The 11,451-nt window shown below is 37.7% G+C and carries 12 protein-coding genes and 2 tRNA genes; 9 read left to right on the forward strand and 5 right to left on the reverse strand.

What is annotated here, in order from left to right; translation table 11 throughout:
• Positions 1-103: 103 nt before the first annotated feature.
• From pabB to H5116_RS07130, 3 genes are all read left to right on the forward strand, one after another.
• Positions 104-1,462, forward strand: a complete 1,359-nt coding sequence (pabB, locus tag H5116_RS07120; RefSeq protein ID WP_024594771.1) for an aminodeoxychorismate synthase component I — start codon at positions 104-106, stop codon at positions 1,460-1,462.
• A gap of 6 nt (positions 1,463-1,468) precedes the next feature.
• Positions 1,469-2,044 (forward strand): CoA pyrophosphatase, encoded by a 576-nt coding sequence (locus H5116_RS07125; RefSeq protein ID WP_182715832.1) that lies wholly within the window; start codon positions 1,469-1,471, stop codon positions 2,042-2,044.
• A 101-nt stretch (positions 2,045-2,145) separates the two neighbouring features.
• Positions 2,146-3,522, forward strand: coding sequence for an L-serine ammonia-lyase (locus tag H5116_RS07130; protein ID WP_182715833.1), 1,377 nt, complete (start codon positions 2,146-2,148; stop codon positions 3,520-3,522).
• Positions 3,523-3,598: 76 nt separating this feature from the next.
• On the opposite strand, the gene cysB is transcribed toward H5116_RS07130, so the two are convergent.
• Positions 3,599-4,576, reverse strand: a complete 978-nt coding sequence (cysB, locus tag H5116_RS07135; protein ID WP_002961670.1) for an HTH-type transcriptional regulator CysB — start codon at positions 4,574-4,576, stop codon at positions 3,599-3,601.
• A gap of 324 nt (positions 4,577-4,900) precedes the next feature.
• Between cysB and H5116_RS07140 the strand changes: the two genes are divergently transcribed.
• Positions 4,901-5,659, forward strand: coding sequence for a hypothetical protein (locus H5116_RS07140; protein WP_182715834.1), 759 nt, complete (start codon positions 4,901-4,903; stop codon positions 5,657-5,659).
• 73 nt (positions 5,660-5,732) lie between these two features.
• On the opposite strand, the gene H5116_RS07145 is transcribed toward H5116_RS07140, so the two are convergent.
• Positions 5,733-7,025, reverse strand: a complete 1,293-nt coding sequence (locus tag H5116_RS07145) for an NCS2 family permease (protein ID WP_002961426.1) — start codon at positions 7,023-7,025, stop codon at positions 5,733-5,735.
• A 118-nt stretch (positions 7,026-7,143) separates the two neighbouring features.
• On the opposite strand from H5116_RS07145, the gene H5116_RS07150 reads away from it, so the two are divergent.
• The 3 genes from H5116_RS07150 to H5116_RS07160 all read left to right on the forward strand — a co-directional run bounded on the left by H5116_RS07150 (position 7,144) and on the right by H5116_RS07160 (position 8,859).
• Positions 7,144-7,608 carry a tetratricopeptide repeat protein gene (locus tag H5116_RS07150; protein ID WP_182693823.1) on the forward strand — a complete coding sequence of 155 codons (465 nt, stop codon included), beginning with the start codon at positions 7,144-7,146 and terminating at the stop codon, positions 7,606-7,608.
• Between the two features lie 298 nt (positions 7,609-7,906).
• Positions 7,907-8,341, forward strand: a complete 435-nt coding sequence (locus tag H5116_RS07155) for a SulA-like leucine-rich domain-containing protein (RefSeq protein ID WP_002961428.1) — start codon at positions 7,907-7,909, stop codon at positions 8,339-8,341.
• 38 nt (positions 8,342-8,379) lie between these two features.
• The gene (locus H5116_RS07160; protein ID WP_024595938.1) at positions 8,380-8,859 is read left to right on the forward strand and encodes a YchJ family protein; all 480 of its coding nucleotides are present in this window, start codon (positions 8,380-8,382) and stop codon (positions 8,857-8,859) included.
• Between the two features lie 74 nt (positions 8,860-8,933).
• On the opposite strand, the gene H5116_RS07165 is transcribed toward H5116_RS07160, so the two are convergent.
• The 3 genes from H5116_RS07165 to H5116_RS07175 all read right to left on the reverse strand — a co-directional run bounded on the left by H5116_RS07165 (position 8,934) and on the right by H5116_RS07175 (position 11,054).
• Positions 8,934-9,851, reverse strand: coding sequence for a diguanylate cyclase (locus H5116_RS07165; protein ID WP_182715835.1), 918 nt, complete (start codon positions 9,849-9,851; stop codon positions 8,934-8,936).
• Positions 9,852-10,044: 193 nt separating this feature from the next.
• Positions 10,045-10,347, reverse strand: coding sequence for a DUF6172 family protein (locus tag H5116_RS07170; protein ID WP_182715836.1), 303 nt, complete (start codon positions 10,345-10,347; stop codon positions 10,045-10,047).
• Positions 10,348-10,526: 179 nt separating this feature from the next.
• Positions 10,527-11,054, reverse strand: a complete 528-nt coding sequence (locus H5116_RS07175) for a VC2046/SO_2500 family protein (RefSeq protein WP_033021584.1) — start codon at positions 11,052-11,054, stop codon at positions 10,527-10,529.
• A 112-nt stretch (positions 11,055-11,166) separates the two neighbouring features.
• Here H5116_RS07175 and H5116_RS07180 point away from each other — a divergent pair.
• Both H5116_RS07180 and H5116_RS07185 read left to right on the forward strand, forming a co-directional pair.
• Positions 11,167-11,251, forward strand: a tRNA-Tyr gene (locus H5116_RS07180).
• 49 nt (positions 11,252-11,300) lie between these two features.
• Positions 11,301-11,385 (forward strand) — tRNA-Tyr (locus H5116_RS07185).
• The last annotated feature ends 66 nt before the right edge of the window (positions 11,386-11,451 follow it).

Below are 11,451 nucleotides of genomic sequence, written 5' to 3' on the forward strand. Positions count from 1 at the left end.
GTGACGGTGGTTTGCACTGTTTTTTGCAGCTTAGTGCTGCCAAAAAATTTGACTTATGATACCCTCCCAGCCCGTTTCGAGCCAGTTCTTAAAGGGGCAGTAAATGCTAAACAATAAAAAAAATTGTATTAAATTAGGCATAACACAAAACTGCATTGACGTTTTTGCGCATTTTTCACATTTGCCTTATGCAATTCTATTAGATTCTGCAAATAGTAATCATATAAACAGCCGTTTTGATATTGTTGCTATTGAGCCGCAAAGTACCCTTGAAGTAAAAAATAATAAAAGCTTTTTAAATAATATAGAAAGTAGTGATAACTGCTTTGAAATTATGAATAATGAGCTTTCGCATCTTGCTAAAACAAAAGCCGATTACGATTTACCCTTTAACGGCGGCTGGCTTGGCTACTTTGGCTACGACTTAGGGCGTACAATTGAAAACATCCCCACTCGTGCTATTGAAGATATTAATCTTCCCCAAATGGCTATTGGCCTTTACTTAGATGCCCTTATTTACGACAAGCAGCAACAAAGCTGGTTTTATGTATCGCAGCCAAACACCGATCGATTAGCGCTTTATGAGCAATACTTAAATACACACGCTAACTCCCAAGTTAATACGCAGTCCTTTGCCCTAAACAGCGACTGGCAATCAAATATGAGCGAAACGGAATACGCTGCAAAGTTTGCCCAAATTGAGGAGTATCTAAAAAGTGGCGATTGTTACCAAATTAATTTAGCGCAGCGCTTTAACGCTCAGTTTGAAGGCTCCCCTTGGGCGGCTTATATTAAACTGCGTGAGGCAAATAAAGCGCCATTTTCGAGCTTTATAAATCACCCTCAAGGGGCAATTTTATCAATTTCCCCTGAGCGCTTTATATCTGTAAATAATAACGTTGTAGAAACCAAACCTATTAAAGGCACTCTGCCGCGAAAAGCGGATGCGCTGGAGGATCAACGCCAAGCCCAAATACTCGCAGCATCAGCTAAAGATCGCGCTGAAAATGTCATGATTGTTGATTTACTGCGTAACGACTTAGGCAAAGTGGCAAAACCTGGCAGCGTCCACGTCCCTTCCCTTTTTGCTATTGAAAGCTTTCCGGCAGTGCATCATTTAGTAAGCACGGTAACCTCAGAACTTGATGAAGGCAAAACAGCGGTCGATCAGTTAAAAGCGGCTTTTCCGGGTGGCTCAATCACCGGTGCGCCCAAAATTAGAGCGATGGAAATAATTGAAGAACTAGAACCACATCGCCGCAGCATTTATTGTGGTTCAATTGGTTATTTAAGTGCATGTGGAAATATGGATACGAGTATCACTATTCGTACCTTGGTGTGCCACAAAGCGCAAATTTACTGCTGGGCAGGTGGCGGAATAGTAGCTGATTCTAAAGTCGAATTGGAATATCAAGAAACTTACGATAAAGTAAATAAAATCCTCCCTTTATTAAAACAGTAGGTCGCTTTGAATAGTGAACACATTATGGCGCGGTTTCTGTTAAGCCCTACAGCTGCGCCAAACCAGTTAAAAGACACGCGTAAAAAACGTGCTAGCGCTGTTATGCTGCCAATTATTGATATAGATAATCATGCACATATTTTACTGTGTAAACGCCCTACTTATTTACACCATCACCCTGGGGAGATTTGTTTGCCCGGAGGTAAGTTTGAAGTAAGCGACATTACCCTTCGCACCACAGCCCTTCGCGAACTAAAAGAAGAGCTAAATATTGCCCAAAGCAACGTTAATGTATTAGGTCATTTACCTGAGTATTCAACATTAACGGGTTTTAGTATTAGCCCCTATGTAGGTTTACTTAATAAAGGCACCACCTGGGAAAATGACTATAATGAAGTACAAGCGAGCTTTTTACTCTCGGTCACTGAGTTAAATAACGAAGCTAATTGGCAACCCTTACCTTTTCAACGATTTGGGAAAACGGTTATTTTGCAAGGTTTTAAAACACCACATGGTTTACTTTGGGGTGCGACTGCAAACATTATAAAAAACTTTACAAAACAACTCGCCTTACCAGTTTAAATCTTCGTTATTAATAGTTACACAATCACAATTCCACGTTATCATGCTCGACCGTTCAAAGAGCAGCTTCGTGCTGATAAAACAAAGTAGAGACACACATTATGATCAGTGCATTTGATATGTTTAGCATTGGTATTGGCCCTTCGTCATCACACACCGTTGGCCCAATGCGCGCATCACGCTTATTTGTTAATGACCTACAAGAACAACAATTATTAGCAAATGTGACCGATATTAAAGTAGAGCTTTATGGCTCTTTGGGTCAAACAGGTGTTGGCCATGGCTCGGGTAAAGCCGTAATTCTTGGTTTAGCCGGTTATGACCCTGAAACTATAGATGCCGATTTAGTCGACGACATTTTAGCCACCATCGAACAAGATCAGGTTATTTATTTAAACAAAACACACAAAGCTAAGTTTCCAAAACAAGGTGCTATTGTTTTTCATCGTCGAAAAACGCTGCCTAAACACTCTAATGCAATGGAAATTATCGCCTCAAACAAAGGCGAAAAAGTTTACAGCAAAGTATATTACTCTATTGGCGGTGGCTTTATTGTTACTGACGAAGAGTTTGAAAACGAAAAACAAGCAGCCCTTGATATTAGAGAAGAAAACCCAGCTCCTTTCCCTTTCAGTAGCGCAAAAGAGCTACTAGAGATGTGTAAAGAGTCAGGGCTTAGTGTTTCAAGCTTAATGATGAAGAACGAAAAAACACTGCGCACTGAAGATGAAATAAAAGACACGCTGTTTCATATTTGGAAAGTAATGATGGCCTGTATTGACCGTGGTATGCGTACCGAAGGCATCCTACCTGGCGGCTTAAAAGTAAAACGCCGTGCGCCCAGCTTATACTTAAAACTAAATATAGAAGTCAGTAACGACCCACTTCGTGCAATGGACTGGGTTGATTTATTTGCCCTTGCCGTAAACGAAGAAAATGCGGCAGGTGGCCGTGTAGTTACCGCACCAACTAATGGTGCTGCGGGTATTTTACCGGCTGTACTTATGTACTATCACACATTTGTGAAAGAAGTAGACCGCGATATAGCCACACGTTATTTATTAACGGCTGCTGCTATTGGTATTTTATATAAAAAGAATGCCTCTATATCGGGTGCTGAAGTAGGTTGCCAAGGTGAAGTTGGCGTTGCGTGCTCTATGGCTGCAGGCGCATTAACAGAAATTGTTGGTGGCAATGTTGTGCAAGTAGAGAACGCAGCAGAAATTGGTATGGAACATAATTTAGGCCTCACGTGCGACCCTGTTGGTGGCTTAGTACAAGTACCGTGTATTGAACGTAATGCAATGGGCGCGATTAAAGCAATTAATGCCTCACGTTTAGCTATTCGTGGCAGTGGCGAGCAAAAGGTATCACTTGATAAAGTGATTAAAACCATGCTTGAAACCGGCAACGATATGAAAACCAAATACAAAGAAACCGCTCGCGGTGGATTAGCAGTTAATATTATCGAATGTTAATCAGCTCGCTATAAAGAGAAAAAGCTGCCTATTTTAAAATAGGCAGCTTTTTTATTGTTCGTTCAATGCAATCACCTTATTTAACGGGTAACTCTATATCTGCAAATAACTTATCTACGTCATCTTGGTTACGTAACAAGCTTGCTCGCTCTACGCGCTCTTTAGTTAAGTGCGGTGCAAAACGTTCAATAAAATCATACATGTAAGTACGTAAAAAGCTGCCCTTTCTAAAACCAATTTTGGTCGTGCTTGCTTCAAATAAGTGGCTTGCATCAATACACACTAAATCGGTATCGCTCACTTGATCTATCGCCATTGAAGCGACAACACCAACTCCTAAACCCAGTCGTACGTATGTTTTTATAACATCAGCATCGGTTGCAGTAAATACAATGTGTGGTTCAAGTCCGTGTGCGCTAAATGCTTTATCTAACTCTGAGCGGCCCGTAAAACCAAATACATATGTAATGAGTGGATATTGGGCAATGTCAGCAACAGTTAAACTATTTGCCTTTTTAGCGAGCGGATGGTCTTTAGCAACAACAATACTGCGATTCCAATGATAACAAGGCAACATAACTAAATCTGAATACAAATGCAGTGCTTCTGTTGCAATAGCAAAGTCGGCATCACCGCGTGCTGCAGCATCCGATATTTGCTGTGGAGTACCTTGGTGCATATGAAGCGATACCGCAGGGTATTTTTTCATAAACCCTTGAATAACGTTAGGCAAAGCATAACGAGCTTGGGTATGTGTTGTGGCAATATTCAACTTACCTTGATCAGGTAGCGTATGCTCATTAGCAACGGCTTTAATACCTTCTACTTTGGAGAGTATTTCACGAGAAATATTAATTATATCTTCGCCAGCACCGGTTACATGCGTTAAATGTTTACCACTGCGACCAAAAATTTGTACACCCAACTCATCTTCTAACATGCGTACTTGTTTAGAAATTCCTGGCTGCGAGGTAAATAAACTCTCAGCAGTCGCTGAAACATTTAATTTATGATTTTGTACTTCTACGATGTATCTGAGTTGTTGTAATTTCATGGCTGCAAATTTTAACGTTATTATTCATATTATTTATAAAGGCAATACCGCTTAAAACCAAGTGTTATTTGCGTAAAATATCACTTTAGGTCTTTAGGTGTGCAATTATCTGATTAGAGCTCAAGGCTAGCATAATAAATATGCTTCAGGTAGCGATGTTTATTCAGCTTTAGTTTATAAGCCCTTAGGATGACTACGGTTTATAAAGAGCTCAACCTATCAATTTTTTGGTGTATTTTTTAAGTTAATCGGCGCAAAGCTACCCTGTTAACGTATATTTAATGTAAGATTAAATAATTAGGTTATATATCCGAGAATTACACCATGATCGTTTCTATTATAATAGTGCTTATAGTTGCATTGATTGTGATTGCACTTTGGGTAAGTGCTGTACAACAACACAAAGAAAAACAAGAAGCGGAACGCCGCAAAGAGCTAACAAAACAAAAAGCTATAATAGAAGAAACAGAAGAAGCACTAATGAATAGTGCCAATATACCTCTTTCTGAAAATATAATCCGTGTATTGCAACGCCGTATTTACGAAGCATTAAACACGATGGTTACTAGTTCGCCAACATCCAAAGCACTCAAAAGCCGCTTAAGTGAAGCGAAAACGCACTTATCTAATCCCGTTCAAGATAATAGCAGTGAAGCTTTAACGCTACCGAGTAATGACAAGCAACTTGTAGGCTTAATTCAGGGCATTAAAAAATTACGCTCAATTTTACGCTCTGAACATAATAAAGGTCGTATTGATAGCCAAGTTTTTGTTTTAGAAGATAAACGTCTTGAAAAACTACAACTGCGTATTAATATCGAAAGCCAAATAAAACGTGGCTTATCTGCCCGCTCAGCGAGTATGGTTGGCTCAGCAAGACAGTATTTTGAAAAAGCACAGGCAACGCTCAATGCAGTTACATACACCGATGAATATGTAACAACAAAACGCCAAGAAGTTGAAGGTTACTTAGAAGCAATTAGTGTTGAACTAAGAGCTTCTAATGCAAGCGCACTTAAAAAGAAAACAGAAGAAGAGCAAGACGACTTAGATATATTGTTTGCTCCTAAAAAGAAATGGTAATTCTTTTATAAAAGCATTAAAAAAGCCTGCACAAATTAAATTTATGCAGGCTTTTTTGTCTATTTGTTAGTCATTAAGACAAAAATGCAAACTTGAAAACAAACAAGGCTGTCAATATCCAAACACTAATACTGATTTGATCTTGCTTACCACACAAAACTTTAACCGCCGTATAAGATATAAAACCAAGTGCAATACCGTGCGCAATCGAAAACGTTAATGGTGTCATTAGTAATACTACAGTAACAGGAATTGCATCGGTCATATCATCCCAATTTACAAACTTTAAATTTTGTAGCATCAGTACAGCGACATATAAAATAGCACCTGCCGTAGCATAAGCCGGTACCATTTGTGCAAGCGGTGCAAAAAACATCATTAGTAAAAAGCAAATACCTACAACTACAGCCGTTAAGCCAGTACGTCCGCCAACAGAAACACCAGCAACCGATTCTATATACGATGTAGTCGTAGACGTGCCTAGCATCGCACCTGCAATTGTTGCAGAGCTGTCAGCACTTAGTGCGCGCCCTAAACGAGGCATGTTACCTTTTTCATCAGCTAAACCAGCTTTTTGAGTGACCGCAACTAATGTACCCGAAGTATCAAAAAGATCGACAAACAAGAATGCAAAAATAACACTCATCATTGATATATCAAAAGCGGCGGCAAAATCTAGTTGCATAAAAGTAGGCATTATTGATGGTGGCATAGCCATAACACCGTGATATTCAACTAGCCCTAAACTTAGTGCAATGCCAGTCACTAATAAAATACTAATAAGTACACCGCTTTTAAAATCGCGGTATAAAAGCGCTGCAATTACGAAAAAGCTTAATATAGCCAATAATGGGCCTGGGGAAGTAATGTCGCCCAATTGCACTAATGTTGCTGGGCTTGAGACAATAATGCCTGCATTTTTAAGGGCAATTAAGGCTAAAAAAGCACCTATACCTGTTGCGATAGCTCGCTTGAGCACCAGAGGTATGGCATTAATAATCCATTCTCTGACTTTAAATAAGCTTAAAAATAAAAATATACAACCCGACATAAAAACAGCCCCTAATGCGGCTTGCCAGGTATAACCCATTCCTAATACGACGCCATACGTAAAAAAGGCATTTAGTCCCATGCCAGGCGCTAATGCTAATGGATAATTAGCCCACAAACCCATTATAAAACAGCCTATCGCAGCTGCTATACAGGTAGCTACAAATGCAGCCCCTTGGTCCATCCCTGCCTCAGCAAGCATAGCCGGGTTTACAAATACAATGTATACCATAGTGATAAAGGTCGTTAGGCCAGCAACGCATTCGCGTTTAACTGTTGAGTTATTTTCGCTGAGTTTAAATAAGGCTTCAAACATAATAAACTTGTGATAGTAAAAAGTGACGAGATTTTAACATAAAAATTATCTTTTACAGGACATTTTACCTTGCTATATACTAAACTGTTAAAGTAGTTAAAATAATAAATGAACCAATATGCTTAAAACAACACCTTGTGAGCAAGACTTAGAGCAACAGCTAGACAACATTTTAGGTTTTGTTACTCAACCAGAAAGCAGCCCCGCGCCCATTGATAATAAAAAAGATGAGCAAAGTACTATTAATAAAGCCCTATATTATTTAAAAAATAATCAAGCTCCATTGGCTGCAAAATGGATGCGCCTTGCTGCAATGGCAGGAAACCATAGAGCACAGTTTTATTTAGGTTTATTTTTTGTAAAAGGTGAAGGCGTGCCACAAAGTGTATTTCATGCTGTAGCTTGGTTGAGCTTAGCGAGTAGCCAAGGATACGCACCTGCCACTGCAGCGGTTACAGATATACGCAAACATATCGAAACTAAGCGATTTAAAGATGCTCAATGTTATGCAGCAAGTTTGTACGAACAAATCCACCAACTCCAGTTTTCTCATATGATCCCTCGCACGAGTGAAGACACATAAACCAACTAAGTTATAAGTACTGTATACAGTGTTGAAAAATACTGTATATAGTTACAAAGATACTCCTACTCAGTATAAAACCCACAAATTAAAACATTACTAAAAAATTTATTTTTGAAATACCTTCTCAAAAACAAACCTATAACAAGTTGATTAATAAAGAATTATAGATTTAAAAATAAAAAACAATGATCAAAGGCTGAATAACTGTACAAATAAATAGCATAAAATGCTTGCACGAAAGCACTGTATAAACTACTGTATATGAATACTGTATAAAAACCCAGTGAGTGAAATTATGTTACAGCCTATTACCGTAAGAACAGTTAAAAGTTACCAACAAGACGAGCAAAGCGATTGCGTAAATTTGATCCAAATTGAAGATGAAATTTCAGCGACCTTTGAGCTTTTAAAAGTATTACACCAATACAATAGCTCTAATGCATGGACGTTACTAATTGCGCCAGATCATGTACCTAGCAAAGCTTTACTTGACTCATGCTCTATTGATACAAGCAAATTACTTGTTATTAGACAGAAGCACCTAGTAAATTTAGAGTATGTATTAAATTCTGCGTTACATAATGGAAACTTTGCAGCGGTAATTACCTGGACCGATATAGTTAATAACCAACTACTTACAAATCTATCGTTCGATTTAAGTAAAACGAATACAAAACTATACTGTTTTACTAAAAACGCTCAAACAACAGAGATACCACTCGCTCAATAAGCTTGTTAAACTAATGTTTTAGATTCTGTATTATTATTATGACTTCACTCAATACCACATTATGTTTTTGCAGCAGTGGGCACAATTATGCCGATTGCTGCGAGCCGCTTCACTTATCTGTAAAGCAAGCTGACACTCCTGAACAACTTATGCGCTCACGATTCAGCGCTTATGTTATTAAAAATGCAAAATATGTTTATCAAACCTACGCAAAAGAAAAACAAGCTGAGAATCCGGTTAAAGAAATCAATGATTTTGCTAACAGCTGTCGATTTATAAATCTTGATTTAATTGACTCAAGCCATGATGGCGATACTGGAACTGTAGAATTTAAAGCCCAATATTTTTATCAAAACTTATTTTGTGAGCTTCATGAAAAATCGCAGTTTATTAAAGAAAACACTCAATGGCGTTATTTAGATGGCACTATATATCCTGTTGAAGATATTAAAGTAGGCAGAAATGATAACTGCCCATGCGGTAGCAATAAAAAGTACAAAAAATGTCATAGCATGTAATAAATAATCTTATTTAATATTTATCACCTAAAAGGTGTTTTTAAGTGGCAGAGTGATTTATTAGCTAACTAAACTTAAAAACACACTTTGTTACGCCCTTGCATTTTAGACTCATACATTTTTTCATCTGCGATCTGCAACGTGTTTTTGTTATTTACGTATGGTTGTAGGGTTGCACCGCCAATACTAATAGTCACAAAATCATATTCTGAATATTTGTGTAATATTCCTAAATCGGCCACATTCTGTTTAATTTTATCAGCAACACAAATTGCACCTTCAGTGCTTGTATGCGGTAGAACAACTACAAACTCTTCGCCGCCATAACGCGCAACAAAATCGGTTGGCCTTTGCAAACTATTAGTAATAGTTTGTGCTACTAGGTTTAACACCGTATCCCCCTGCACATGACCATAGATATCATTGTATTGCTTAAAATGATCTATATCGATGAGTAATAATGCATAGTCAACTTTTTCTCGTAAGGCGCTTCGTTCCATTTTAGAAAAATGTGCATCAAAATAACGGCGATTGAATACTTTAGTTAAATCATCTAAAAATACTTTTTGATTGAGTAAGTCGTGTTGTAATTTTAACGTTATATGGGCACGAACCCTTCTAAATAGTGTTTCTTTTACAATCGGCTTTTTAATAAAATCAACAGCTCCGGCTTCCCAACACTCTTCTTCTTCGTTTTCAAAGGATGTAACAAAAATAACTGGGATATCCTGTGTTTCAGTATTATTTTTTAATTTTAAACATGTATCAATACCACTCATTCCACCCATACTAATATCGAGTAGGACTATATCGGGTACATTTACATTACAAATTTCAATTGCTTCTTCACCACTTCCAGCTGTTGTCACATTAAAATGCTCAGATAATATTTTTTTTAATACGATTAAGCTTAATAACTGATCGTCAACTATAAGTACTTTAGAATTCTTTAAACTTAGTTTTAATTGATGGTCAGAGTAATTTATTGGCATAGTAAAAATGTTTTGTTTTTTTAATTAAAAACAGCCTATAGTATCACATTTTGTTATGCAAATGTTAATTGAGAGGGATTCTACTTATTGGTTATTAATAAAAATGCTTTTTAGTAAATCTTTATTGCATAAAAACAAAAAATGAGCCACTTGGGCTCATTTTATAACTTTGAATACTTAATTTAGTTAAGTATTATTCTTCATCATCTAAATCTAATTGCTGACGTTGAGCAGGTCGAGCTAAAATCTCTACATAGAAAGAGGTCAAACCTTGCTTTTCAATTTCGCCAATTTGGTTACTTAATTCAGCAACGTGCACAACTTGCGCATCTTCAGCTGTGTTACCAAACTTACAGTCAAATGCCCAATAGTCAGCATCTTCAGGTAGCGTTTTATTACGCTCTCTTTTCAAATATTTTTTCACTTCGTGCTTTGCAGCATCAACCATACGAGGGTATTTGATTTTCTCGTGATTTAGCGTGAATGTTTTCTTCATTACGTTCCTAATTACCTTGGTTTAATGATAATGGCATTTCATGTCATACCATTTGACGCCATTATAGCAATTGCATTTAATTTTTGGATGCTTTTTTTTCATTAAATCAATTATTAGCAAATATATAAAGCAGACCCGTTATAAAGCATATATTAACTGATGATTATTACAATCATATATCACACCGCAATAAGCTGAAGTGGTTGATGTATTGCATCACTATTAAGGCTGTCGTAAAAAGCAGCTGCATTTATAGGGGGATTCGCTAGTTGTGTTTGTTCGCTTTTAATTCTTCTTCTGACAGCAAGCTCACAGTTATCTATTATATTAAGTGGAATATGCTTATCATCATTTCTAATCGCAAGTGGTTCAGGGCTTAAGCACTGTCTTAGCTTAATACTTGTCATACCGCAGCGCTCCCCTTCTTGAGATATTAATGATGCATTAAACTGTCCAACCAACATATTGTATTCATCAGGGGCTAAAAGTTGCTTTGGACCTGCGCCAAATTGCTTTCTTAATGCCTCTTCTTCTATAACTAAATTATCTATTTCAGTTTTTGGTAAATGAAATTGGCTAAAGTCGAGTGCGTCATGTGACAGCATCGCTAATAATAGAGAAAATTCGCCACGGCGATTTTCATGCACACTATTATTGAGCCTACTGTTTAACTGACTCTCTGTGATTAACAAATCATCTATTTGCATAGTCTTTAGTCGATTGTGGTAACTGATAGATATTTATCGGCTTTATTTCAATTTTCTTTAGCTTTTTTCTTTACTTAAATACGCAATTTGCTATTATCAGCGCCGTTGCATTGGAGGGGTTCCCGAGCGGCCAAAGGGATCAGACTGTAAATCTGACGGCTCAGCCTTCGCTGGTTCGAATCCAGCTCCCTCCACCACTTTTCTTACCGCTAAGTTAAGTGGGGCCAAATGCAATAAAATTAGTGTGGAGGGGTTCCCGAGCGGCCAAAGGGATCAGACTGTAAATCTGACGGCTCAGCCTTCGCTGGTTCGAATCCAGCTCCCTCCACCACTTCTCTACTATTCCTATATTCCTATATTCCTATATTCCTATATTCCTATATTCCTATATTCCTAT

The organism is Pseudoalteromonas sp. SG45-2 (genome assembly GCF_014164115.1).
Classification (GTDB): domain Bacteria; phylum Pseudomonadota; class Gammaproteobacteria; order Enterobacterales; family Alteromonadaceae; genus Pseudoalteromonas; species Pseudoalteromonas distincta.

Coding starts and splice junctions, on each gene's coding strand:
- pabB (WP_024594771.1), top strand. CDS start 104: ATGCTAAACAATAAAAAAAATTGTATTAAATTAGGCATAACACAAAAC.
- H5116_RS07130 (WP_182715833.1), top strand. CDS start 2,146: ATGATCAGTGCATTTGATATGTTTAGCATTGGTATTGGCCCTTCGTCA.
- cysB (WP_002961670.1), bottom strand. CDS start 4,576: ATGAAATTACAACAACTCAGATACATCGTAGAAGTACAAAATCATAAA.
- H5116_RS07140 (WP_182715834.1), top strand. CDS start 4,901: ATGATCGTTTCTATTATAATAGTGCTTATAGTTGCATTGATTGTGATT.
- H5116_RS07145 (WP_002961426.1), bottom strand. CDS start 7,025: ATGTTTGAAGCCTTATTTAAACTCAGCGAAAATAACTCAACAGTTAAA.
- H5116_RS07150 (WP_182693823.1), top strand. CDS start 7,144: ATGCTTAAAACAACACCTTGTGAGCAAGACTTAGAGCAACAGCTAGAC.
- H5116_RS07155 (WP_002961428.1), top strand. CDS start 7,907: ATGTTACAGCCTATTACCGTAAGAACAGTTAAAAGTTACCAACAAGAC.
- H5116_RS07160 (WP_024595938.1), top strand. CDS start 8,380: ATGACTTCACTCAATACCACATTATGTTTTTGCAGCAGTGGGCACAAT.
- H5116_RS07165 (WP_182715835.1), bottom strand. CDS start 9,851: ATGCCAATAAATTACTCTGACCATCAATTAAAACTAAGTTTAAAGAAT.
- H5116_RS07170 (WP_182715836.1), bottom strand. CDS start 10,347: ATGAAGAAAACATTCACGCTAAATCACGAGAAAATCAAATACCCTCGT.
- H5116_RS07175 (WP_033021584.1), bottom strand. CDS start 11,054: ATGCAAATAGATGATTTGTTAATCACAGAGAGTCAGTTAAACAGTAGG.